Source organism: Marivita sp., assembly GCF_020055635.1.
In the GTDB taxonomy this organism is placed as follows: Bacteria; Pseudomonadota; Alphaproteobacteria; order Rhodobacterales; family Rhodobacteraceae; genus Marivita.
The window spans coordinates 25,434-48,100 of the sequence record NZ_JAIPUT010000033.1; the positions used below are offsets into that span (position 1 = coordinate 25,434).

Annotated in this window: 22 protein-coding genes; 13 read left to right on the top strand and 9 right to left on the bottom strand. The window is 63.5% G+C overall.

Annotated elements, in window-relative coordinates; all coding sequences use genetic code 11:
• Positions 1-4: 4 nt before the first annotated feature.
• Genes LCF60_RS15195 through LCF60_RS15210 form a run of 4 tightly spaced genes read right to left on the bottom strand, consistent with a single transcriptional unit; the run spans position 5 to position 4,272 of the window.
• Entirely contained in the window at positions 5-580 is a 576-nt protein-coding gene (locus LCF60_RS15195) for a PqiC family protein (RefSeq protein WP_292292900.1), read from the bottom strand.
• A gap of 16 nt (positions 581-596) precedes the next feature.
• Positions 597-3,050 (bottom strand): MlaD family protein, encoded by a 2,454-nt coding sequence (locus LCF60_RS15200; protein ID WP_292292901.1) that lies wholly within the window; start codon positions 3,048-3,050, stop codon positions 597-599.
• Positions 3,047-3,682, bottom strand: a complete 636-nt coding sequence (locus tag LCF60_RS15205) for a paraquat-inducible protein A (RefSeq protein WP_292292902.1) — start codon at positions 3,680-3,682, stop codon at positions 3,047-3,049. The genes LCF60_RS15200 and LCF60_RS15205 overlap by 4 nt, the downstream gene beginning before the upstream one ends.
• A complete protein-coding gene (locus LCF60_RS15210) occupies positions 3,649-4,272 on the bottom strand; it encodes a paraquat-inducible protein A (protein ID WP_292292903.1) in 624 nt (207 codons plus the stop codon). Before LCF60_RS15210 ends, LCF60_RS15205 begins: the two co-directional genes overlap by 34 nt.
• A 290-nt stretch (positions 4,273-4,562) precedes the next feature.
• On the opposite strand from LCF60_RS15210, the gene choX reads away from it, so the two are divergent.
• From choX to LCF60_RS15245, 7 genes are all read left to right on the top strand, one after another.
• Positions 4,563-5,477, top strand: a complete 915-nt coding sequence (gene choX, locus LCF60_RS15215; protein ID WP_292292929.1) for a choline ABC transporter substrate-binding protein — start codon at positions 4,563-4,565, stop codon at positions 5,475-5,477.
• A gap of 54 nt (positions 5,478-5,531) precedes the next feature.
• Positions 5,532-6,368 (top strand): choline ABC transporter permease subunit, encoded by an 837-nt coding sequence (choW, locus tag LCF60_RS15220; protein WP_292292904.1) that lies wholly within the window; start codon positions 5,532-5,534, stop codon positions 6,366-6,368.
• On the top strand, positions 6,365-7,417 hold the full coding sequence (gene choV, locus LCF60_RS15225) for a choline ABC transporter ATP-binding protein (protein ID WP_292292906.1): 1,053 nt from the start codon (positions 6,365-6,367) through the stop codon (positions 7,415-7,417). The genes choW and choV overlap by 4 nt, the downstream gene beginning before the upstream one ends.
• 108 nt (positions 7,418-7,525) lie before the next feature.
• Positions 7,526-8,389 carry an MBL fold metallo-hydrolase gene (locus LCF60_RS15230; RefSeq protein WP_292292908.1) on the top strand — a complete coding sequence of 288 codons (864 nt, stop codon included), beginning with the start codon at positions 7,526-7,528 and terminating at the stop codon, positions 8,387-8,389.
• Positions 8,390-8,393: 4 nt separating this feature from the next.
• Positions 8,394-8,819 (top strand): YeeE/YedE thiosulfate transporter family protein, encoded by a 426-nt coding sequence (locus tag LCF60_RS15235; RefSeq protein WP_292292909.1) that lies wholly within the window; start codon positions 8,394-8,396, stop codon positions 8,817-8,819.
• Positions 8,819-9,253, top strand: coding sequence for a DUF6691 family protein (locus tag LCF60_RS15240; RefSeq protein WP_292292910.1), 435 nt, complete (start codon positions 8,819-8,821; stop codon positions 9,251-9,253). The genes LCF60_RS15235 and LCF60_RS15240 overlap by 1 nt, the downstream gene beginning before the upstream one ends.
• 9 nt (positions 9,254-9,262) lie before the next feature.
• Positions 9,263-9,694: a TIGR01244 family sulfur transferase gene (locus LCF60_RS15245; protein ID WP_292292912.1), complete on the top strand. Its 432-nt coding sequence runs from the start codon at positions 9,263-9,265 to the stop codon at positions 9,692-9,694.
• Here the strand turns inward: LCF60_RS15245 and LCF60_RS15250 are convergent.
• The 5 genes from LCF60_RS15250 to LCF60_RS15270 form a co-directional block, all read right to left on the bottom strand.
• Positions 9,691-10,779 (bottom strand): FliM/FliN family flagellar motor C-terminal domain-containing protein, encoded by a 1,089-nt coding sequence (locus tag LCF60_RS15250; protein WP_292292914.1) that lies wholly within the window; start codon positions 10,777-10,779, stop codon positions 9,691-9,693. The genes LCF60_RS15245 and LCF60_RS15250 overlap by 4 nt on opposite strands.
• A 59-nt stretch (positions 10,780-10,838) precedes the next feature.
• On the bottom strand, positions 10,839-13,526 hold the full coding sequence (locus LCF60_RS15255; RefSeq protein ID WP_292292916.1) for an ATP-binding protein: 2,688 nt from the start codon (positions 13,524-13,526) through the stop codon (positions 10,839-10,841).
• Positions 13,523-13,816: a hypothetical protein gene (locus LCF60_RS15260; RefSeq protein ID WP_292292918.1), complete on the bottom strand. Its 294-nt coding sequence runs from the start codon at positions 13,814-13,816 to the stop codon at positions 13,523-13,525. The genes LCF60_RS15255 and LCF60_RS15260 overlap by 4 nt, the downstream gene beginning before the upstream one ends.
• Positions 13,813-14,181 carry a response regulator gene (locus tag LCF60_RS15265; RefSeq protein ID WP_292292919.1) on the bottom strand — a complete coding sequence of 123 codons (369 nt, stop codon included), beginning with the start codon at positions 14,179-14,181 and terminating at the stop codon, positions 13,813-13,815. The genes LCF60_RS15260 and LCF60_RS15265 overlap by 4 nt, the downstream gene beginning before the upstream one ends.
• A gap of 86 nt (positions 14,182-14,267) precedes the next feature.
• Positions 14,268-15,584 (bottom strand): helix-turn-helix domain-containing protein, encoded by a 1,317-nt coding sequence (locus LCF60_RS15270; protein ID WP_292292920.1) that lies wholly within the window; start codon positions 15,582-15,584, stop codon positions 14,268-14,270.
• 220 nt (positions 15,585-15,804) lie between these two features.
• On the opposite strand from LCF60_RS15270, the gene LCF60_RS15275 reads away from it, so the two are divergent.
• The 6 genes from LCF60_RS15275 to acs all read left to right on the top strand — a co-directional run.
• Entirely contained in the window at positions 15,805-17,148 is a 1,344-nt protein-coding gene (locus LCF60_RS15275) for a substrate-binding protein (RefSeq protein WP_292292922.1), read from the top strand.
• A 108-nt stretch (positions 17,149-17,256) separates the two neighbouring features.
• On the top strand, positions 17,257-18,288 hold the full coding sequence (locus LCF60_RS15280) for a branched-chain amino acid ABC transporter permease (protein WP_292292923.1): 1,032 nt from the start codon (positions 17,257-17,259) through the stop codon (positions 18,286-18,288).
• A gap of 3 nt (positions 18,289-18,291) precedes the next feature.
• Positions 18,292-19,488 carry a branched-chain amino acid ABC transporter permease gene (locus tag LCF60_RS15285; protein ID WP_292292924.1) on the top strand — a complete coding sequence of 399 codons (1,197 nt, stop codon included), beginning with the start codon at positions 18,292-18,294 and terminating at the stop codon, positions 19,486-19,488.
• A 12-nt stretch (positions 19,489-19,500) separates the two neighbouring features.
• Positions 19,501-20,256: an ABC transporter ATP-binding protein gene (locus tag LCF60_RS15290; RefSeq protein WP_292292925.1), complete on the top strand. Its 756-nt coding sequence runs from the start codon at positions 19,501-19,503 to the stop codon at positions 20,254-20,256.
• A gap of 27 nt (positions 20,257-20,283) precedes the next feature.
• Positions 20,284-21,039: an ABC transporter ATP-binding protein gene (locus LCF60_RS15295; RefSeq protein ID WP_292292926.1), complete on the top strand. Its 756-nt coding sequence runs from the start codon at positions 20,284-20,286 to the stop codon at positions 21,037-21,039.
• A gap of 87 nt (positions 21,040-21,126) precedes the next feature.
• The coding region (acs, locus tag LCF60_RS15300; protein ID WP_292292927.1) for an acetate--CoA ligase at positions 21,127-22,667 on the top strand (1,541 nt) is incomplete at its 3' end.

Below are 22,667 nucleotides of genomic sequence, written 5' to 3' on the forward strand. Positions count from 1 at the left end.
AGGGTCAGCGCAAGAGCCCGATCAAGTCGTCCGACAGCGCAGCAAGCGCCCGGCCCTGTGCCTCGGTCACGGCCGTGGCGGATATCTCGGTGATCGGAACCGCGACACGGAACCGTTCGACCCGCTCGCGGGGGTTTCCTTCGACGGCGCTCACCGCCGCCTGCCCGGTGATCTCGAACACGCCGCTGACATTCGCCAGCATCTTGTCGATCCGAATGTCCAGCCGCGCCGACGGGCCGTCGCGCAAAGGCCAGGGCTCTGCGGCGACCGTGGCCGTGCTGCGCTCGTCGAGCAATTGCGCCAGCGTCCCGGTCACCGCGCGCTCTGGGTCATCCGCCCATTCCGCGTTTCCGATCGGGCGCAATCCTCCATCCGCCTCGCGCACGAGGATCGACGTGCCCGAGGCGTGGGTCGGCAGCGACACATCGCGCAGTTCGACGGTCCGCACGGACACCCGGGTCTCGGCGCCTGTAGTCACCGGGGGCGAATCGATGAGGTAGCGGGCGCTTTCACCGGTGCCGCAGGCGGCCAGGGGAAGAGCGATCGCGATCAGGGTGCTGCGCCAAGTCACTTGGGTCATGGTCTCTTGTCCTTCCTCAGCGTCCGAAAATCAGGGAATTCGGGCTGCGTTCGATTTCGCGGGCAAGCTCGGAGATCGCCCTCGCCGCGTTCTGCACCTCGCGCAGCGCCGACAATGTCTGCGTGTTGAAATCGGACCGCTCGCCGTAAGATTGCACGACGGTTTCGGTCTCGGCCACCAGACGTTCAAGCCGCGCGGTCAATTGCGGCAGGTCTTCCACCGAGTCCGCGACCGAGCCGGCGGCGTCCGACGCGGATTGCAGCGTGGCATTCAGATTTTCGACCACGCCGCCCTCGCGCAGTTCGGTCAAGGCCAGCCGCATCTCGGTCAGCGCATCATTGAGGGTGCCGGGCAATTCCAGCGTGTCTTCGCTGCCGACCAGCGCATCCACCCGATTCAACGTGCCGGTCGCGCTATCGACCAGTGCCTGCAACTCCAGCTGGTTGGCGGTCGCCGCCACGGCCTCGAGCTCGGCCAGAAGCCCGGGGATGTCGGTCTCGGTGATCTGGCGCAGGTTCGCGGTGAGCGCGGGTGCATCCTGTGCCGCCACCGTGACATCCGCCATCGCCCTGTCGAGATTGCGCAGCGACGATCCCAGCGCCTGCACCGCGCCTTCGGCCTGCACATCCGCCACCACCTGGCGCACATCGGCAATCGCCGCTGTCACCGCTTCGGGAATGCCCTGCACGGCCTCTTGCGCAATCAGCGCGTCGATGGTGTTCAACGTCTGCGTCGCGCTTGTCACCAACTCCTCTAGCTGCAGGTCCTGCGCGGTCTGCGCCACGCCCTGCAATTCGGCCAACACCGCCGGGATGTCTTCGTCGGTCAGCCTGGTCAGGTTCTGCGTCAGCGCAGGCGCCGATTTCGACGCCTCGTTGATCCCGACCATCGCCTCGTCAAGACGGGCCAGCGCACTGTTCAGAGACTCGACCGCACCGCCTTCGCGCACCTCGGCCACCAAAGCGGTCAGGTCATTTACCGCCGCTTCGATCTGCGCCGGAATGGACTGGATCGCCTCGCTGCCAACAAGCGCGCGGGTGTCATCCAACAGCGCCACAGCCGATCCCGGTACGCGCTGAAGGTCCTCGTTGCGGGCCAGCCGCTCGAAGGATTCCATCAGGTCGATCGCCTGCTGCATGACTTCCTCGATCGGCAGGGCATTGATCCGCTCGAGAACGCCTTCGGCAGTGGCGGTGAAATCCGACAGGTTCGACTCGACGCTGGGCAGGCGCGGCGCTTCGCCCTCGACCTCTTCAAGCGTCTGGCTGGGCACGTCATCGAGCACCACGAGTTCGATCCGCAGATCGCTGCTCAGCAGGCTTTGGGTCGCCAGGCGCGCGCGCATGCCGGTCTGAACGGCGAAGCGGAAGAACTCCACAGTCTCGTCTGTGTCCGCGTCGGCAGGCAGCCCCATGCGCTGCGGATCGATCGACACATCCGCGATCAGGGACAGCGCCGGGCCAAAATCAGCCTCCTGCACGCGCGAGCGCAAGCCGGTGACCACACCGACATCCAGACCCTGATAGGTCACGTCATCCCCCGGCTCGAGCCCGGCGACGGATTCGTCGAACACGACCGTGAAGGGCACACCCCGCGCGGTGCCGCGCACCAGCCGATTGCGTCTCGCCTCGTCCTCGTCGGGATAAAGCGAGAAGACATAGCCCGGTGTCAGCGGTTCGCCGTTCTCGTAGACATTGTCGAATTCGACCCCGCCGGTGACAAGCGATGCAAGGCTGTCGAAATCCACCGAGAACCCAGACGCGCCGAACGAAAGCTCGAAGCCGGACGTGTCCCAGAACCGTGTCGCCTGATTGAGCCGGGCATCGTGCGGCGCGTCGATGAACGCATCGACCAGAACCGTCCTGCCATCGGCAGACAGGCGCGGCGTCTCGAGCCGACCGACCTCGACCCCGCGGAACAGGACCGGCGAGCCGTAGGAGATCGTCGTGCCATCGTCCGTCGCCAAGGTGATGCGCCGCCCCGGACGTCCGGGCTGGTTCACGGGTGGCGTTTCGGTGCCTTCGAATGTGCTCTCGGCGGCGCCCGGCACGTTGTCCCAGGCGCCTTCGATGTAGACACCGGACAGAACGGTGGACAGCCCGCTGATCCCGCGCGCCGACACTTCGGGACGCACGACCCAGAACGCGGCCTCATCGTCGATATAGGGCGCCACATCGTTGTCGATCCGTGCACTGACCAGAACGCGCCCGAGATCTTCGGTGAAATTGACCTCTTCGACTGTCCCGACGACCACTTCCTTGTAGCGGATCGTCGTTTCGCCCGCGACGACGCCGGACGCATTGCTGAACGAGATCTGGATCAGTTCGCCGCGGTCGGCAAAGCTCTGCCACGCGATGCCCAGCGAGATGACCAGCGCCAGGAAGGGCACCAGCCAGACCAGGGACAGGTTCCTGAAGCGCGACTTGCGCGGCTCGGTCACGTTCATGTCGGCAGGTTCGGGAGTACTCAAACCGGTTTTCCTTCGCTCGGGGCATCCCAGATCAGCCTGGGGTCGAAGCTATTGGCGGAAATCATGGTGAATGCAACCGAAAGCGCAAAGCTGATGGCCGCGATGCCAGGATTGATCGTTGCCACGAAGTTCAGCTGCACGAGCGCCGACAGGATGGCCACCACAAACACGTCGATCATAGACCAACGCCCGATAAACTCGACAAATTCATACAGGTGGAAATGGCTCGATGTTCCGGGTTTTCCACTCTGGACCCGCAAGGCCAGGTAGGCGATCGCGATGAACTTGCTCACCGGGATGATGACCGAGGCCACGAACACGATGAGCGCGACCACGAAGGAGCCGTGGTCGATCAGGTCGAACACACCGCCGACAATTGTGCTTTCCTGGGTGCGTCCGAGGGTCGAAGTGCGCAGCATCGGATACACGTTTGCCGGGATATAGACGACGATGCCCGCAAAGAGCCACGCCCAGACCCGTTGCAGGCTGGCCGTGTCCCGGCTGACCAAGGCCGAACCGCAGACATCGCAGGTTGTCTTGTCGCGCGGATGGACATGCCCGCATTCGGCACATCCCACCAGCCCGGCCGCGCGCGCGGTCAGGACGGGCTGCGCGCGTTCAGCGTTTGCCATACCGTCACCCGACACATGAAATTGTCCTTGAGGGCCGTGATGATCACGAGCCCGACGAAGGCCCAGAACGCCGGCCCCAGCGTCACCTGGGCCAATCCGGCCACCTTGACCAGCGCAACCGCCACCCCGATGATGAATATCTCGGCCATCGCCCAGGGGCGGATCGCCTCGGCCAGCCTGAAGGCCACTTTCGCCCGCCGCGCCGGTTCCCAGCCCAGCGCCATGGGTGCGAACACGTAGATCAGCGCCAGGAAACGCGTGACCGGCAGCACCACGATCAGCGCCGCGACCGCAAAGGACAAGGGAAGCATCAACCCTTCGGAAAAGGCGAGGATCGCATCGAAGACCGAGCTCTTGCGCCCCAAGCCCTGAACGCTCAGTTCGAGGAAGGGAAAGAACACGGCCGCCACCATCAGGATCAGCGCCGTGACCGACAGCATCACGATCCGCGTCATCGCCTGCCGGCGGGGGGCCATCAGGACAGTGCCACAGCGCACGCATCTTGCCTGGGCACCGGTTGCCAGATCGGGCACGCGATGAAGGACGTCGCATTTCGGGCAGGCGATCATGTCTGACAGCGAGTCGGTCATTCCGGGGTGATACTTGATCCTTGGCGCAGGGAACAGCCGATTGCCGGACGAACCGGTCACAGGCCCGGCATGAAACCCTCGCATGACCGCACAACAGGCAAGCCGAAACGCAGCGTCATTCGCGCTTTCACCCCAGCGCAACGGCGTATAGGCTTTGCTCGAGCTTCGGCTCGACGTCTTTCGGCCTGCCAAAAGATACCGGTCGGAAGATACGGGCCGGAAGCCGGGTCAGGAGTTCTCGTCTTGTCCGCAATGAAAAAACGACCTCTTTCAGGGAGACCAAACCAATGATGAAATCCTCACTTTCCATCCTGGCGATCTGTGCCGCCGGTGCCGCTGCGGCTGATTGCGACACGATCGTCTTCTCCGACGTGGGTTGGACCGACATCACCGCAACGACCGCTGCCACCACGACCGTGCTCGACGCGCTTGGCTATGAGACCGACATCAAGGTGCTGTCCGTGCCGGTGACCTATACCGCGCTTGCCGAGGGCGATGTGGACGTGTTCCTGGGCAACTGGATGCCGACGATGGAAGCCGACATCGCGCCCTACCGCGAGGCCGGAACCGTCGATACCGTGCGCGCGAACCTCGAAGGCGCGAAATACACGCTGGCCACCAACAAGGCCGGGGCCGATCTGGGCATCACCAGCTTTGACGCCATCGCCGAGCAGCGAGACGCGCTGGACGCAGAGATCTACGGCATCGAGCCGGGCAATGACGGCAACCGCCTGATCATGGACATGATCGACGCGGACGCCTTCGGGCTTGAGGGCTTCGACGTGGTCGAAAGCTCGGAACAGGGGATGCTGGCGCAGGTCGCACGCGCCGATGACCGCGGCGAGCCGGTGGTCTTCCTTGGCTGGGAGCCGCACCCGATGAACGCGAATTTCGACATGACCTACCTGACCGGCGGCGATGACTGGTTCGGGCCGAACCTCGGCGGCGCGACCGTCTACACCAACACCACCGCCGGATTCGTCGAGGAATGCCCCAATGTCGGCACGTTTCTCAACAACCTCGAGTTCTCGCTCGCCATGGAAAACCAGATCATGGGCGCGATCCTGAATGACGGGGAAGAGGCGCGCGACGCGGCCGAAGCCTGGCTGCAAGAGAACCCGGACGCCTGGCAGAACTGGCTCGACGGCGTGACCACGAAGGATGGCGGCGATGCCGTCGCGGCGGTGGAAGCCGCGCTTCAGTAACCGGAACGGGGCGGCTTCGGGCCGCCCTTTCCTTAGGCGTCTTGGGGACAGCGGATGGACTGGCTGACAGAGAACAAGATCCCGGTCGGGGAAATCGCCGGGAATGCCTTTGACTGGCTCGAGAGCAACGGGTCGTTCTTTTTCGACGCTCTGTCGGATGCTCTGGAAGGCATGATCGACGGTTTCCTGTGGCTGCTGCAAACGCCCCACCCGCTGGTGATCGTCGGGCTGTTCGTGGCGCTGACATACTATCTGCAACGCAGTTGGAAAGTCGCGCTGTTCGTGGCGCTCGGGTTCCTGTTCATCATCAATCAGGGCTATTGGGAGGAAACGACCGAAAGCCTCACACTGGTGCTGTCGGCCTGTGTCGTCTGCATGGGCGTCGGCGTGCCCATCGGCATCGCGGTGGCGCACCGGCCCAAGCTCTATGCGTGGATGCGGCCGGTTCTGGACCTGATGCAGACCTTGCCGACCTTCGTCTATCTTATTCCGGCGATCGTGTTCTTCGGCATCGGCATGGTGCCGGGCCTGATCGCCACGGTGATCTTCGTGTTGCCCGCGCCGATCCGCCTGACCCATCTCGGGGTCAGTTCCACCCCCACCCCGCTGATCGAGGCGGCAGAGGCGTTCGGGGCCACCAAGTCGCAATTGCTGTGGAAGGTCGAACTGCCCTCGGCGCTGCCGCAGATCATGACCGGGTTGAATCAGACGATCATGCTGTCGCTGTCGATGGTGGTGATCGCGGCGCTTGTGGGCGCCGACGGGCTGGGTGTGCCGGTCGTCCGGGCACTCAATCAGGTGAACACCGCGCGGGGTTTCGAGAGCGGGTTCGTGATCGTCGTGGTGGCGATCATCCTTGACCGCATGCTGCGGATGGAGCGCCGAAAATGAGCGATACCCGTGTCGAATTCGACAATGTTTCCATCGTCTTTGGCGACAGGCCCCAGGCCGCGCTGCCCTTGATGGATGCCGGACAGGACCGGGGGCAGATCCAGCGCGACACCGGACAGGTGCTGGGTGTGCATGATTGTTCGCTGACCGTGGCGAAAGGCGAGATCCTTGTCCTGATGGGGCTTTCGGGGTCGGGCAAGTCCACGCTCTTGCGGGCGGTGAACGGGCTCAACCCGGTGGCCCGGGGCTGTGTGCGGGTGCATGACGGGACGGGTCTCGTCGACGTGACCCATGCCAGCGCCGAAGTCTTGCGCGACATGCGGTTGCGCCATGTGGCGATGGTTTTTCAGCAGTTCGGCCTTTTGCCGTGGCGGTCCGTGCGCGAAAACGTCGGGCTGGGCCTTGAGTTGGGGGGCCAGTCCAAGGCGGACCGAAATGCGCAGGTCGAGAAACAGCTGGCCCTTGTCGGGTTGACCGATTGGGCCGATCGCAAGGTGGCCGAACTGTCGGGCGGGATGCAGCAGCGCGTCGGGCTGGCCCGCGCCTTTGCCACGGATGCGCCGATCCTGCTGATGGACGAACCGTTCTCGGCGCTTGATCCGCTGATCCGGACCAAGTTGCAGGACGAGTTGCTGGAACTGCAACAGCGCCTGAAACGCACGATCATCTTTGTGAGCCACGATCTCGACGAGGCGTTCAAGATCGGCAACCGCATCGCCATCATGGAAGGCGGGCGGATCGTGCAATGCGGCACCCCGCAAGAGATTTTCCGCAACCCCTCCAACGATTACGTGGCCGATTTCGTGCAGCATATGAACCCGCTGGGCGTTCTGCGCGCCCGGGACGTGATGCGCGCGGGATCACCCGCCGCAGGAGCGATGACCGTCGATGCCGATGCGCGGGTGCAGGAGGTGATGACCACCCTCGTGAGCAGCGATATCGACCTTGCGGTGGTCGACGGCGGCACACCCGTCGGGGTGATCGGCAAGAACGATGTGCTGGCCTACCTGTCGGATCCGACCGGGTCGGCAACGCCACCGCAGGTCTAGGAGGGGGCTTGCCGGAAAAGTTGCGCGCGGCGTACATTTTTCCACACGGCCCCTTGTTACGTATTCCATTTTTGCTATATGTCTGTCCAGACCAAGGAGAGTTGAAAGATGACACCCAAAGTCACCGGATTTTTCGACGATGCCACGAATACGATCTCGTATGTGGTGCAAGACCCCGAAGGCAGCGCCTGCGCGATTGTCGATTCCGTGCTGGATTTCGATTACGCGTCCGGCCGCACCGACACCAAGTCCGCCGACGCGATCATCGCCTTTGTCCGGGAAAACGGCCTGGACGTGCAATGGCTGCTGGAAACCCATGTCCATGCCGACCACCTGAGTGCGGCCCCCTATCTGCAAGAGGCGCTTGGCGGCAAGGTCGGGATCGGCGACCGGATTCAGGTGGTGCAGGACACGTTCGGCAAGGTGTTCAACGAAGGCACCGAATTCCAGCGTGATGGCAGCCAGTTCGACAAGCTGTTTGTCGAGGGCGACAGTTTCCATATCGGCCAGATGCGCGCGGATGTGCTGCATACGCCGGGCCACACGCCGGCCTGTCTGACCTACGTGATCGGTGACGCGGCTTTCGTGGGCGACACGCTCTTCATGCCCGATTTCGGCACCGCACGCTGTGACTTCCCCGGCGGATCGTCGGAGGTGCTGTACGACTCGGTCCAGAAAATCCTCTCCCTGCCCGACCAGACCCGCATTTTTGTCGGTCATGATTACAAGGCGCCGGGCCGCGACGACTATGCGTGGGAAACCACGGTGGGCGACCAAAAGGCCGGGAACGTACATGTCGGCGGCGACGCCACCAAGGACAGCTTTGTCGAAATGCGCGACGCCCGTGATGCGACGCTGGCGATGCCGAAACTCATCATCCCGTCGTTGCAGGTGAACATGCGCGCCGGGCAGATGCCGCCCGCCGACGAGGAGGGCAAAGTCTTCCTCAAGGTCCCAGTGAACGGATTGTAAGAACATGAACCCTGATTGGATTTACGGACTGGTCGGCGGTGCGCTGATCGGCACGGGCGGCGCGGTTTACCTGCTGGCAAACGGGCGCATCATGGGCGCGAGCGGCATCATCGGCGGGCTTGTCGATGGCAGCGGACGCAGCACGATGTCGGAACGCCTGAGCTTTCTGGCCGGACTTGCCCTCGTCCCGGTGGCGATGCTTTTCTTTCTAGGTCCGAAGGACACCCATGCGACGGGCAACTTTGCCCTGCTCATCGCCGCGGGCCTGCTGGTGGGGATCGGCACGCGTCTGGCCAATGGCTGCACCTCGGGACACGGCGTCTGCGGGATTTCGCGCCTGTCGCTGCGCGGCATGGTCGCGACCGTGTTCTACATCCTCGCCGGTGGTCTGACCGTCGTTTTGTTCCGTCACCTGCTGGGGATCATCTGATGCGCAATCTCTTCGCTCTTGTCGCCGGTGGCCTCTTCGGCGCCGGGCTGTTCATCTCGGGCATGACCGACACCCGCAAGGTGCAGGGCTGGCTGGATATCTTCGGCGAGTGGGATCCGACGCTGGCCTTCGTGATGGGTGGCGCGATCCTCCCGATGGCGATTGCCTGGCGCGTGGCCGAAAAACGCCGCTTCGCGCTGACGGGCAATGCCATGCCGCCGCCGCCGGAACCCAGGCTCGGGCGCAACCTTGTCGTCGGGTCGGTGCTGTTCGGCATGGGCTGGGGGCTTGTTGGCCTCTGCCCCGGCCCGGCGATCGCGTCGCTCAGCTATGGCGGCGTCGAAGGCCTGGTGTTTCTCGGAGCCATGCTCGCCGGGATGAGCGCCATGCCAAGCCTGCGGGCATGGCTGGACAGGCCCGCGACAGCGCAGTAGGAGTTTGCTATGGATATACGCCCCATCACCGACCGCTACAGCGTTTCGCCGCAGATCGACCCGGAAGATGCCGCCGCCATCAAGGAGTCCGGCATCACCACGGTGATCTGCAACCGACCGGATGCCGAAGTGCCGCCGTCGCATCAATCCGACGCGGTGCGTGCGGCCATCGAGGCCGAGGGCATGCGCTTTGAAGTCCTGCCGATCACGCATCAGACGATGACACCGGATCGCATCGCCCAGCAGACCGCCATCGTGGAGGCGTCCGACGGACCGGTTCTGGCCTATTGCGCATCGGGCACCCGTTGCTCGATCGTCTGGGCGCTGGGGCAAGCCGGACAGCAGAGCGCGGACGAGATCCTCGCGGCGGCGGGGCGCGCGGGCTATGATCTGACCGCGTTGCGCCCCACCCTCGAGGCTGCAGCCGCCGCCAAGGGTTAGGGTTCGCCCGTTCCAAGCGGTTCGGGCAGGTCTGGCGTCAGATCCTCCAGCGCCTTTTCGAGTTGGCCGTCGAGGGCAAGGTCCGCGGCGGGGACCGGAAGCGATGTCGCCAGCGGCACCCTATGCGGATCGGCGTCAACCGGACCGGGGTCGGCTGCGGGTTTTGCTGTGCTGGCCTGATGAAAGGGCGATCCGTCCCATCCGATCCGCACGGCACGGAATCCGTTGATCTGACCCAGCTTGCCGCGCGCCGCGATATGGCCACCCTGCACGACAAGCGTGGCAGAGGTCACCGCCTGCGACGAAATCGGCAGGACATCTCCGGCCTTCAGCGCCTGCGCCTTGTGCAACGGCAGATGCACGCGCGTGAGAACCGCCTGCATGCGGGCCGGAACCAGCCTGAGCACGGCCTGGTGTTTGCCGGCCGCAGGCGGGGATGCGTCCTCTGCCGGTTCGGGCGGTTCCGGGAACAGGAAATGCGCCCGGCCGCGCCGAGTGTCCTGTGCCAGGCTGACGTCGAATTCCGTGAGATGATACCGCGCCGCGTCAAGCGCCAGCCCGGCTGTCTGGGCATCCTCTACCAAGGCTCCGAAGCGATACCCCTGCAGATGCGCCATCTCGGGCTGACCGGCCAGCATCGACGCGAAACGCGGCAAGGCCGCATCGAGCAGCGGCGCCATCATAGCGGCATCGGTGGGGGTATAGCGACGCGTGTCCGTGGGAAGCCGCGTGACCTTGCCCAGGGTCTGCACCTCGATCAGACCGGTGACGAGGGCGCGGTCGAAGGCGGCCAGACCGCACGGCCCCGCATCGTTCTCGAGCAGGATCAGCAGCGCGTCGTCTTCCATCCGGTCCATCAGGCGTTCGGCACGCAGAGAAAGGTCGTCGGACGCCTCCACCGCCAAACCCAGCCCCCAGAGCGCATCCGCCGCGATGGACAGCCCGCGCCCCAACGCACGCGGCAAGGACACGGTGCCGACACCCAGCGCCCTGCGCTGCGCGATGGCTTTGCGTTCAAGAACCGTTTCGGCCGCATCTTCGGTCATGGTTTCGCTGCTGTCCCTCTGCCGCACAGTCCCGGTCATGGCCCCGGTTATGGCGGGAATTGGTTACCAAGGGTTTAGCAGGACGCGATCCGAGGCGGCTATTGCGCGGCCAACGCCGTGCGATAGGGCAGCACGACCCGGAAATTGGCGCCGCGCAGGGCCGGAACGTAATCGACCGACCCGCCCAGACGCGTCATGACCTGCCGGCAGATGGCGAGGCCAAGCCCCGCGCCGCCCGCCTTCTGATCGCTGACGCGGGCGAATTTCTCGAAGATCATGTCCACCGCCTCGGGGGCGATGCCGGTGCCGTTGTCCTGAAAGTCGATGACCACGCGGTCGGCCTCCTGCATGACGCGGATCGCCAGCCGCGGCGCCTTGGCGTCGCAGTATTTCCGCGCGTTCGCGATCAGATTGATGAAAACTTGGCTAAGCCGATCCAAATCCGTGTGCAGGACGATGTTTTCCTTCTCGAGGTCCCGCGAGATCTCGAACTTGGTACCATCCTCGCCGATCCCGGCAGAGGCCACCGCCCGATCCAGCGCATCGCGCAAGGTGCCGTCGCGCAGGTTGAGGTTGACCTGCCCGTTCTCCACGACGCTCAGATCCAGCAGATCGTCCAGCAGACGCGTCAGACGCTGCGCCTCGTCGTGAATGATCGACGCATAACGCGACTGGTCCTTCGGCTCCATCTCGTCGGTGTCGCGCAGGATCTCCGAGAACGCCCGAATGGAGGTCATGGGCGTGCGCAATTCGTGGCTGATCTGGCTGAGAAAGGCGTCTTTCTGGATCGACAGGCGGGTCAGCTTCTGGTTCGCGTTGCGCAGTTCCAGCGCGGTGCGGCTGAGCTCCTCGGACTGCTCCTTGAGCCGCGCCGAGTATTCGAGCATCTGCGCGGTCTCGTCGGCCACCGCCATCAGGTCCTCGACCGACACGGCCATGCCGCCGGTGATCTGCCCGACCATCGCATGGGCCGTCGCCGCGCCGACGGAGCTGCCCAGTTCGCGCTCCAGCACCTCGAGGAAATTCGGCGTAGGATCGGGCAGGTCTCCACCCACGCCCTGCTTGCGCGCGTGACTGGCGAACAAAGCCTGCGCCTCGCGGGCCCCCAGGATGCGCTGCGCCATGACCATCAGGTCCTCGGCCTGGGCACCGCCGCCTGACCAGCTTCTGGCGCTGGCCGAATGGTCGAAGATGTTCACGAACTGCGCCGCCTGAAGCCGTTCCAGCGGCGACGGGAAGGTCACCAGAGACACGAACAGGAAGGCCGACGTGTTGAACAGCATGCTCCAGAGCAGGGCATGCATCAGCTGGTCCATGCCGGTGATCCCGAACAGGGCGTCGGGGCGCAGCCATGTCAGGCCGAACAGCCCGGTCTCGATCACCGATGCGGGCAGGATCGTGCCCACGCCGAAGCTGGGCAGGTACAGCGTGTAAAGCCAGGTCACGAAGCCGATGGTCAGACCGGCAAAGGCCCCGAGACGCGTGGCCCCGCGCCAGAACATGCCGCCCAGCATCGCGGGCAGGACCTGGGCCAGCCCGCAGAACGCCACCAGACCGATGGACGCCAGGGCCTCGCCGCCGCTCGAAAGCCGGAAATAGAGGTAGCCCAGCATCACCACGCCGACGATCGAGATGCGCCGCGCCATCAGCACCGCCGCGCGCACGTCGCCCGACACGCTGGCCCCGCTTGGCCGCAGCCGCAGCCAGATCGGCATGACGATGTGGTTCGACACCATCGTCGACAGCGCGATCGCGGCCACGATCACCATGGAGGTGGCAGAGCTGAACCCGCCGAGGAAGGACAACATCGCCAGCCCGTTCTCGCCAAGCGCCAGCGGCACGGTCAACACGTAGAGGTCGGGGTTCGATCCGTCGGGCATCACGTTCATGCCGACAACGGCGATGGGCACGACGAACAGGCTGATCAGGCACAGGTACAGGGGAAAGGCCCAACTGGCGGTGCGCAGGTGGTTTTCGTCATCGTTCTCGACCACGAGAACCTGGAACGTGCGCGGCAGGCACAGAAACGCCGCGGCGGACAGGAAGATGAGCCCGGCCCAGCGGCTGCGATCCGCATGCCAATGGCCGAAATCCGAGGCGTCGATTTCCGACAGCGCGTTGCCAATCCCCCCGGACACACCCCAGACGACGAAAATCCCGACCGACAGCAGCGCCACCAGCTTGACCACCGCCTCGACCGCAATCGCCATCACGACGCCATCGTGCCGTTCCTTGGCATCAAGGTTCCGGGTGCCGAAGAGCACGGTAAACAGCGCCAGCCCCAGCGACAGCCACAGCGCGAGATCGGCCTGGCTGCGCGGCATGGCGCCGTTTTCCTGCGCCGCGAAGACCGAGAAGGACAAGGTGACCGACTGCAGTTGCAACGCGATATAGGGCGTGGTTCCGATCACCGCGAGGATCGTCACGCCGGCCGCCAGCAGGCTGGACTTGCCGTAGCGCGACGAGATCAGGTCGGCGATCGAGGTGATCTTCTGCGTGCGCCCGATGCGGATGAGCTTGCGCAGAAGCCACCACCAGCTGACCATGACCAATGTGGGGCCAAGATAGATCGTCAGGTATTCGAACCCGTTGCGCGCGGCGGACCCGACGGCGCCGTAGAACGTCCAGGCCGTGCAATAGATCGACAGCGACAGCGTGTAGATCAGCGGCGACCGCAGCCAGGCCTTCTTGCCCTGCAGGGCCAGGCGGTCCGCGACGAACGCCACGAGAAACAGAAAGCACACATAGGCCGCGCAGACCGCGATCAGAATGTTGAGCGTACTCATGTGTCTGTCCCGGTCTCGGAGCCCGTGTGCCGCTGCGCGCGGTCCGACAGCACCTGCGACAGGCCCCAGGTCAGGACGATGATCCCCGCCCAGACCGCGAAGATATAGATCAGGGCGGTCGCGCTGCTGACCGTGCCGTCACCGCTCTGCGGCCAGATCAGCGGCACGCTCCAGAGGATCAGGGCAAGAACCGGCGCAAGGCGGGCGGCATCCATCACGCGGCGGCGGCGATAGGTGCGCTTTTCGTGAAAGACCGCTTGCGAACCTGCCCTGGTCTTCCTCTCCGTCATTTGTCGACCAGTGCCCTCACCGTTTCCAGAACGTCAGCATTCGAGAACGGTTTGGTCATGAAGGCATCACATCCCGCCTGTTCCGCGATTTCCCGGTCCTTGGTCTGGCCCCGCGCGGTCAGCATCAGCACCGGCATCGACGCATGATCGGGGTCGTCGCGCAGTTCCCGCAGGATGTCATAGCCGCTCTTTCCCGGCAACATCACATCAAGGATGACGATGTCAGGCTGCCGTTCCCGTATGATGTCCACCGCATCCGCCCCGTTGGAATGAGTCTTCACCGACCATCCGTCCCGGGACAGGATGAAACTGATCGCCTCGATGATATTGGGCTCATCCTCGATGAGCAAAACCTGTCTTGACATGCACTCCCCCCGATGCCGCAAGCCGCTGGGCTTTTTGCCCTTTTTCGACCGCTCTGTGCAAACTATTACGAAGGCGGCGCAATCTGTCAAAGCTTCGTGCGTCCGGGGATGGTCATGATGGAGGGCTCGCGGCGGGCGTCGCAGTCCGGCTGTGGACAGATCCGGCAGGTCAAACCGACCTCGCGGATCGGCTCATGCGTGTCGCGCATCGGCTCGGGCACGATCAGCATGTGGCTTTCGAACAGCACGTCCTGCGCCAGGCGCGTCGGGCCGACGGGCTGCGAGATGCCGTAGGCCCGAAACCGCGCGGCCGTCCGCGTGGATTGCTGCATCAGCTCGGAATGCACCATCATCGGGCGCGCCAACACGCGATAAAGCGGCCAGAGCGCACAGCCCGCACCCAGACGCGGCAAGGGAAATTCCGGCAGCGGCTTGCGAAACGTGGTCACGCCCGACCCGTCGCAGATGGCCAGTCCGACAGGGTTCGGCAGGACGTCGTCGGGCAGATGCGCGAGGCGCCGCATGGCAGAGGCGACGTCGCAACCGAACCTGTCGGCGAACTTCATGGGATCGCTTCCGATGGCGGCGACAACATCTGCACAGGCCGCAAGCGGCATCTTCGCCGCGTCGTCCCTGTACCGTGTCAGCATGCGCGACAGGAGCCACCGCGCGGCGTGCGACAGCCCCTCGCCCACCTCATCGAGAGCCGCGTCGACATCGGCGGTCCGGGTCTCGAGCGCCGGAAAGTGAAACCCGACCTTCTGGAACACCGCATCCACCTCGTCTTGCGGGGCGTTGGTTTCGGACGCATCCGTGTCGGCCTTTTCCAGGTATTGCGCGAGATTGCGGCTGGTATCGGCAAGCCTGGCGCTGTCTTCGTAGATGTTGCGGTTGAAGCGGCGCTGCCATTCCGGCTCGATGTCGCCCGGTTCGGCAAGAATCGACGCGGCCGACCGGATCGCCGTCACCGTCGACAGCATCTCGTGCAGCGAGGCGGCAAGATGCGGATCATGTGTCAGACGGTCGGTCAGGGCCTCGACGCTTTGTTGCAGCGTCTCGATCCGGCGCTGACTGTTGGCCAGAAGCTCGGCCCAGCCGGGGAACCGGCCGGCGAATTCCTCGACCCGTGCGAATTCGGCTTCGGGCATTCCGCTGTCACTTGCCGCTTCGCGCAGGGTTGCCAGAAGCGTGGTCTCGGCGCCTTCTGTCAGCGAGGTGGGTTCGACCCCGAGCGCATTGGCGATATCGACAAGCAGTTTCCCGCCGATTCTGCGACGGTTGTGCTCGATGAGATTCAGGTAGGACGGCGAGATCTCGGCGCGCTTGGCCAGTTCGGACTGCTTGAGTCCGCTCATCACCCGACGTTCGCGAATTCGGCTGCCTGTCAGAGTGTCGCGGGGCATCGAAAAATCCTGTGGTGAATCAACACGCTTCTGCGCTGCAGAAAAAACAAATTTACAAAATTCTGCAACGCATTGTTCATTTTTTGACAGAAAAATCGTTCAGAGCAAAGCGCTTATTGCTATGTTTTCCGTGCATGGCCGATAATCACCTTGCACATAAGTGCGGTGTTGGCGGACGGAGGAACGCCGCCAGACCCTTAAAGACATTTGGGAGGATTATATGTCCAAAGGCAACCTGACACGTCGCGGCGTGCTCAAGACAGGTGCGGTCGCGGGCGCGGGTCTCGCGCTCCCCACGTATCTCTCGGCACAGGAAAGCGGATTTACCAACGCCCCGACGGGTTCGACCGTCACGCTGGGTTTCAACGTACCCCAGTCCGGTCCCTACGCGGACGAGGGTGCGGACGAACTGCGCGCCTATGAACTGGCCGTTGAACACCTGAACGGCGAAGGCGACGGCGGCATGCTGAACACCTTCTCGTCGAAGGCGCTTCAGGGCAGCGGCATCCTCGGCAAGAAGGTCGAGTACGTCACCGGCGACACGCAGACCAAATCGGACGCGGCGCGCGCATCGGCGAAGTCGATGATCGAAAAGGACGGCGCGGTGATGATCACCGGCGGGTCGTCCTCGGGTGTGGCCGTGGCCGTGCAGGCGCTCTGCCAGGAAGCGGGCGTCATCTTCATGGCGGGCCTCACGCACTCCAACGACACGACGGGCAAGGACAAGCGGGCCAACGGCTTCCGCCACTTCTTCAACTCGTACATGTCCGGTGCGGCACTGGCGCCGGTTCTGGCGGCCAACTACGGCACCGACCGCAAGGCCTATCACCTGACGGCCGACTACAACTGGGGCTACACCACGGAAGAAGCGGTGAAGTCGTCGACCGAAGCGATGGGCTGGGAAACCGTCGGCACGGTTCTGACGCCGCTGACGCAGACCGACTTCTCGTCCTACATCACGCCGGTCCTGCAATCCGACGCCGACGTTCTGGTTCTGAACCACTACGGCGGAAACATGGTGAACTCGCTGACCAACGCGGTGCAGTTCGGCCTGCGGGATCGTGTCGTCAACGGCAAGAACTTCGAGATCGTCGTTCCGCTCTACTCGCGCCTGATGGCGAAGGGTGCCGGTGCCAACGTGAAGGGCATCTTCGGCTCCACCAACTGGCACTGGTCGCTGCAGGACGAAGGCTCCAAGCAGTTCGTCCAGTCCTTCGGCACCAAGTACGGCTTCCCGCCGAGCCAGGCCGCGCACACCTGCTATGTCCAGGCCCTGCTTTACGCGGATGCCGTGGAACGCGCCGGGTCCTTCCAGCCCTGCGCGGTTGTCGAGGCGCTCGAAGGGTTCGAGTTCGACGGCATGGGCAACGGCCCGACCCTGTATCGTGCAGAAGACCACCAGTGCTTCAAGGACGTGCTGGTCGTGAAGGGCAAGGAAAACCCGACATCGGAATTCGACCTCCTCGAGATCGTCGAAGTCACTCCGGTCGATCAGGTCACCTATGCGCCCGATCACCCGCAGTTCGCCGGTGGCGCGCTGGGTTCGTGCAACAACGGCGCATAAGCCGCTGTTTCCCGAGGTGGGCCGCGCGGCCCACCTCGCCTCTTCTCCAGCCCGTTGCTGTTGCGGGCTGTCTGCACTTCCACACTTCTGACCGCAAAGGGTGGGGCAATGGACGCCATAATTCTGCAAATTCTCAACGGGCTCGACAAGGGCTCTGCCTATGCGCTGATCGCGTTGGGCCTGACACTGATCTTCGGCACGCTGGGCGTGGTGAACTTCGCGCATGGCGCGCTGTTCATGATCGGGGCTTTCTGCGCCGTGACCCTGTCACGCCTGCTGAGCCTCAGCCACAAGGTCGAAGTTCCCGGAGCGACCGACTTTCTCGGCAACCCGCAAATGCGGGACGTGCCCTATATATATGACATCTTCGGTGAATCACTGGGGGCCAGCATCATCGACTGGGCCGTGCCCCTGTCGATCCTCTTTGCCATCCCGGTGATGATCCTGATCGGCGTGATCATGGAACGCGGGCTGATCAAGCACTTCTACAAGCGCCCCCATGCGGACCAGATCCTCGTGACATTCGGCCTGGCCATCGTGTTGCAGGAAATCATCAAGTATTACTACGGTGCCAACCCGATCCCGACCCCGGCCCCGGCGGCCTTTGTCGGGTCGTTCGATTTCGGCGCGCTGATCGGGTTTGAGGCCGGACAGATCATCTATCCCTACTGGCGACTGGTCTACTTTGCCTTTGCGGCGCTCATCATCGGTGCGGTGTTTGCCTTCCTGCAATTCACCACCTTCGGCATGGTGGTGCGGGCCGGCATGGCCGACCGCGAGACCGTGGGGCTTCTGGGCATCAACATCGACAAGCGGTTCACCATCATGTTCGGGCTGGCCGCAGCGGTCGCGGGACTGGCCGGCGTGATGTACACCCCGATCAACTCGCCGAACTACCACATGGGCATGGACTTTCTGGTCCTGAGCTTCGTGGTGGTGGTTGTCGGCGGCATGGGGTCTCTGCCCGGTGCGGTGCTGGCAGGGTTCCTGCTGGGCATCCTCGAAAGCTTTGCCTCCATGCGCGAGGTCATCGCCATCATTCCCGGCATCAACCAGGTCATCATCTACCTTGTTGCCATCATTATTCTGTTGACACGTCCGCGCGGCCTGATGGGTCGCAAGGGCGTGATGGAGGACTGATCCATGTTCGGACTGGACAAAAAAGACGCATCCCTCCTGCTGATCGTCGCAGTGCTGGTGGCTTTCGCGCCCTTCTTTCTGAACCCCTTCCCGGAAGGGTCGGGCTGGGCGCAGTTCAACGCGGGGTATCCCGACCTGATGCAGCGCTTCGTGATCTTCGGCATCTTCGCAATCGGGTTCAACATCCTCTTCGGCCTGACCGGCTATCTCAGCTTCGGTCACGCCGCCTTCCTCGGGGTGGGGTCCTACGCCGCGGTGTGGATGTTCAAGCTGCTCAGCATGAACGTGATCCCGGCGATCGCCCTTGCGGTCATCACCGCCGGCGCCTTTGCCCTGATCATCGGCTATGTCAGCCTGCGACGGTCGGGCATCTACTTTTCGATCCTGACGCTGGCCTTCGCGCAGATGTCCTTTGCGCTGGCCTATTCGGTCCTGACCCCGATCACCGGCGGTGAAACAGGTCTGCAACTGGCGCTGGACGACCCGCGCATCTTCGGCGGTGCGGCGACCGAAGGAAACATTCCCGTACCGGGCTTCTTCGGCCTGGAAATGCGCGACAGCGCCCAACTCGTGCTGGGCAACTGGGTCTTCACCTTCAACGTCGGGTATTATTTCGCGGCGATCATCATGTTGCTGTCGTTCTACCTGTCGATCCGCATCTTCCGGTCGCCCTTCGGCATGATGCTGCGGGCGGTCAAATCGAACCAGCAGCGCCTGAACTACACCGGTCTGAACCCGCGCCCCTACACCTTGGCGGCCTTCGTGATCTCGGGCATGTATGCCGGTCTGGCCGGTGGCCTGATGGCCTCGATGGACCCTCTGGCCGGCGCCGAACGGATGTTCTGGACCGCCTCGGGCGAGGTGGTGCTGATGACCATTCTCGGCGGTGTCGGCACGCTGATCGGGCCGGTTCTGGGTGCCGGGATGATCAAGTACATGGAAAACATCATTTCCAAGATCAACTCGGACATCCTGCACAGCTGGTTCGCCTTCCTGCCCGACGGGCTCGAGGACCTGGTCGTGACCCTGATCTACCCGTTCATCGGCAAGGGCTGGCACCTGACGCTTGGCATCGTGTTCATGCTGGTCGTGATCTTCCTGCCCGGCGGCCTTGTGCAAGGCGGTCAGAAACTCGCCGGGCTCTTTGGCCGCAAGAAGGCGCAAGAACCCAAGAACGCAACCACCGAACCCGCGGAATAAGGAGACGGACAGATGGGCATTCTCGAAGTCAAGGACGTCAACAAACGGTTCGGTGGCCTGCAAGCGCTCGGCAATGTGAACCTCAGCGTGGCGGAAAATACCTGCCACGCGATCATCGGCCCAAACGGGGCCGGCAAATCCACGCTGCTCAACTGCCTGGTGGGCAAGCTGATCCCGGACACCGGGTCGGTGATGTTCGACGGACAAAGCGTGCTGGGCCGCACCCCGTTCGAAATCAACCAGATGGGCATTTCCCGCGTGTTCCAGACGCCAGAGATCTTCGGCGATCTGACGGTCATGGAAAACATGCTGATCCCCTGCTTTGCCAAGCGGGACGGATCGTTCGCCCTGCACGGCATCCGATCGGTCTTCAGCGAATCCGGACTTCGCGATCAGGCCGAACAGATGCTGGAAGAGGTCAACATGCTGGACAAGCGGAACATGCATTCCGCCTCCATGTCGCGTGGCGACAAGCGGCGTCTGGAAATGGCGATGTGCCTCGTGCAGAACCCCAAGCTTCTGCTGCTGGATGAACCGACAGCGGGCATGGCGCGGGCCGATACCAACAACACGATCGACCTCCTCAAGGAAATCAAGGAAAAGCGCAACATCACCATCGCGATCATCGAGCATGACATGCATGTGGTGTTTTCCCTGGCCGAACGGATCACCGTTCTGGCGCAGGGAACCCCGCTGGTCGAGGACACGCCCGAGAACATCAAGGGCCACCCCAAGGTCAAGGAAGCCTATCTTGGCGAAGCGGCATAACGCCCGCGTGGTCGAAAGGACAAGACAATGAACGTCAGACCCGATTTTTCGAAAAACGCCAACGCGGCCCAGACCGCCCCGGCCTTTCTCTCTGTCTGGGACATGCACAGCTATTATGGCGAAAGCTATATCGTGCAGGGCATTTCGTTTAACGTCCACGAGGGCGAGATCCTTGCCCTTCTGGGCCGAAACGGGGCCGGCAAGACCACGACGCTGCGCTCCATCGCCCGCATGGACAGCCCGCAGGTCAACCATGGCGAGATCTGGCTCGACCATCAGCCGCTGCACAAGATGAAATCCTACGAGGCCGCGGGCGTCGGGCTTGGGCTTGTGCCCGAGGACCGCAGCATCATTCCCGGCCTCACGGTCGAGGAAAACCTGCAACTGGCCCAGATCGCACCGCCTGTCGGCTGGTCGATCGAACGCATTTACGACCTGTTTCCCCGTCTCGGTGAACGCCGCAAGCAGGAGGGCGTGACCCTGTCCGGCGGCGAACAGCAGATGCTGTCCATCGCCCGCGCATTGGCCCGCGACATCAAGGTGCTTCTGTTGGATGAACCCTATGAAGGTCTGGCGCCGGTGATCGTGGACGAGATCGAGAAAACCCTGCGCGTCATCAAGGAACAGGGGATGACGACAATCCTCGTGGAACAGAACGCGGTGCGGGCTTTGCAACTGGCGGATCGCGCGATCATCCTCGATACGGGTTCGATCGTGTTCGATGGTACCGCAGAGGAGGTTCTCGAAAACGAGTCCCTGCGGTCGGAATATCTCGCGATCTGACCCACATTTTTGAGCCTTGCGACCCAAGCCGCCCTTGCCATTTCCCGGCGGGGCGGTTTTTCTTTTCAGGAAAGAGGAGGACACATCATGACCGATACGACCTTTCCCCCATCGGAAGACCAGGTGAAGACAGCCCATGTTGATTTGGCGCGGTATGAGGAGATGTATGCGCGGTCGGTGTCCGATCCCGAGGGGTTCTGGGCCGAAGCGGCGCAGCGGCTGGACTGGATGAAGGCACCGACGCAGATCAAGGATGTCGATTTCACCCTGGGCCAGGTCAAGATCAACTGGTTCGCCGATGGCACGCTGAACGTGGCGGCGAACTGTGTCGACCGGCATCTGGCGACGCGCGGCGATCAGACCGCGATCATCTTCGAGCCGGACGATCCCAATGAACCGGCCAAGCACATCACCTACCGCGACCTGCATCGCAGTGTCTGCCGGATGGCCAACATCCTGGAATCGATGGGCGTGCGCAAGGGCGACCGCGTGGTGATCTACCTGCCGATGATCCCCGAAGCCGCCTATGCCATGCTGGCCTGCGCCCGCATCGGCGCGATCCATTCCATCGTCTTTGCGGGCTTTTCGCCCGACGCGCTGTCGGCCCGCATCAACGGGTCGGACGCCAAGGTGGTGATCACCGCCGACGAGGCCCCGCGCGGCGGCCGCAAGACCGCGCTGAAATCCAACACCGATGCGGCGCTGCTGCACTGCAAGGACAGTGTCAAATGCCTTGTCGTCAAGCGCACGGGTGGGCAGACCACGTGGATCGACGGGCGCGACTTTGACTATAACGAGATGGCGCTGGAGGCGGATGACTATTCCGCCCCGGCTGAAATCAATGCCGAAGACCCCCTTTTCATTCTCTACACATCGGGCTCGACCGGGCAGCCCAAGGGGGTTGTGCACTCAACTGGTGGATATTTGGTTTACGCCGCCCTGACGCATGAAATTACCTTCGATTATCATGAAGGCGACGTTTACTGGTGCACCGCCGATGTCGGCTGGGTGACCGGGCATTCCTATATTGTTTACGGGCCCTTGGCGAACGGCGCGACGACGCTGATGTTCGAGGGCGTGCCGACCTATCCGGACGCGTCGCGCTTCTGGCAGGTCTGCGAGAAACATTCCGTCAACCAGTTCTACACGGCGCCGACGGCCATTCGCGCGCTGATGGGGCAAGGTGACGAATTCGTAACGAATTGCGATCTATCCTCGCTCAAGCTTCTGGGCACGGTGGGCGAACCGATCAACCCCGAGGCGTGGACCTGGTACAATGACGTGGTGGGCGGTGGCCGCTGCCCGATCGTCGACACCTGGTGGCAGACCGAAACCGGCGGGCACCTGCTGACCCCGCTGCCCGGCGCGCACGCGACCAAGCCGGGGGCTGCGATGAAGCCGTTCTTCGGCGTGGTGCCGGTTGTGCTCGATCCGCAATCGGGCGAGGAAATCCACAGCTCCCCCACCGAGGGGGTGCTGGCGATCAAGGACAGCTGGCCGGGGCAGATGCGCACCGTCTGGGGCGATCACGACCGGTTCGAGAAGACCTATTTCTCGGACTACAAGGGCTATTACTTCTCGGGCGACGGCTGCAAGCGCGACGCCGACGGGGATTACTGGATCACCGG

Excerpts from the sequence above, each read along its gene's own strand:
- choW (WP_292292904.1), top strand. The coding sequence starts at position 5,532 with ATGGACTGGCTGACAGAGAACAAGATCCCGGTCGGGGAAATCGCCGGG.
- LCF60_RS15250 (WP_292292914.1), bottom strand. The coding sequence starts at position 10,779 with ATGACCGGGACTGTGCGGCAGAGGGACAGCAGCGAAACCATGACCGAA.
- LCF60_RS15245 (WP_292292912.1), top strand. The coding sequence starts at position 9,263 with ATGGATATACGCCCCATCACCGACCGCTACAGCGTTTCGCCGCAGATC.
- LCF60_RS15285 (WP_292292924.1), top strand. The coding sequence starts at position 18,292 with ATGTTCGGACTGGACAAAAAAGACGCATCCCTCCTGCTGATCGTCGCA.
- LCF60_RS15205 (WP_292292902.1), bottom strand. The coding sequence starts at position 3,682 with ATGGCAAACGCTGAACGCGCGCAGCCCGTCCTGACCGCGCGCGCGGCC.
- LCF60_RS15195 (WP_292292900.1), bottom strand. The coding sequence starts at position 580 with ATGACCCAAGTGACTTGGCGCAGCACCCTGATCGCGATCGCTCTTCCC.
- LCF60_RS15290 (WP_292292925.1), top strand. The coding sequence starts at position 19,501 with ATGGGCATTCTCGAAGTCAAGGACGTCAACAAACGGTTCGGTGGCCTG.
- choX (WP_292292929.1), top strand. The coding sequence starts at position 4,563 with ATGAAATCCTCACTTTCCATCCTGGCGATCTGTGCCGCCGGTGCCGCT.
- LCF60_RS15260 (WP_292292918.1), bottom strand. The coding sequence starts at position 13,816 with ATGACGGAGAGGAAGACCAGGGCAGGTTCGCAAGCGGTCTTTCACGAA.
- LCF60_RS15210 (WP_292292903.1), bottom strand. The coding sequence starts at position 4,272 with ATGACCGACTCGCTGTCAGACATGATCGCCTGCCCGAAATGCGACGTC.
- LCF60_RS15275 (WP_292292922.1), top strand. The coding sequence starts at position 15,805 with ATGTCCAAAGGCAACCTGACACGTCGCGGCGTGCTCAAGACAGGTGCG.
- LCF60_RS15265 (WP_292292919.1), bottom strand. The coding sequence starts at position 14,181 with ATGTCAAGACAGGTTTTGCTCATCGAGGATGAGCCCAATATCATCGAG.
- choV (WP_292292906.1), top strand. The coding sequence starts at position 6,365 with ATGAGCGATACCCGTGTCGAATTCGACAATGTTTCCATCGTCTTTGGC.
- LCF60_RS15230 (WP_292292908.1), top strand. The coding sequence starts at position 7,526 with ATGACACCCAAAGTCACCGGATTTTTCGACGATGCCACGAATACGATC.
- LCF60_RS15240 (WP_292292910.1), top strand. The coding sequence starts at position 8,819 with ATGCGCAATCTCTTCGCTCTTGTCGCCGGTGGCCTCTTCGGCGCCGGG.
- LCF60_RS15235 (WP_292292909.1), top strand. The coding sequence starts at position 8,394 with ATGAACCCTGATTGGATTTACGGACTGGTCGGCGGTGCGCTGATCGGC.
- LCF60_RS15270 (WP_292292920.1), bottom strand. The coding sequence starts at position 15,584 with ATGCCCCGCGACACTCTGACAGGCAGCCGAATTCGCGAACGTCGGGTG.
- LCF60_RS15255 (WP_292292916.1), bottom strand. The coding sequence starts at position 13,526 with ATGAGTACGCTCAACATTCTGATCGCGGTCTGCGCGGCCTATGTGTGC.
- LCF60_RS15295 (WP_292292926.1), top strand. The coding sequence starts at position 20,284 with ATGAACGTCAGACCCGATTTTTCGAAAAACGCCAACGCGGCCCAGACC.
- LCF60_RS15280 (WP_292292923.1), top strand. The coding sequence starts at position 17,257 with ATGGACGCCATAATTCTGCAAATTCTCAACGGGCTCGACAAGGGCTCT.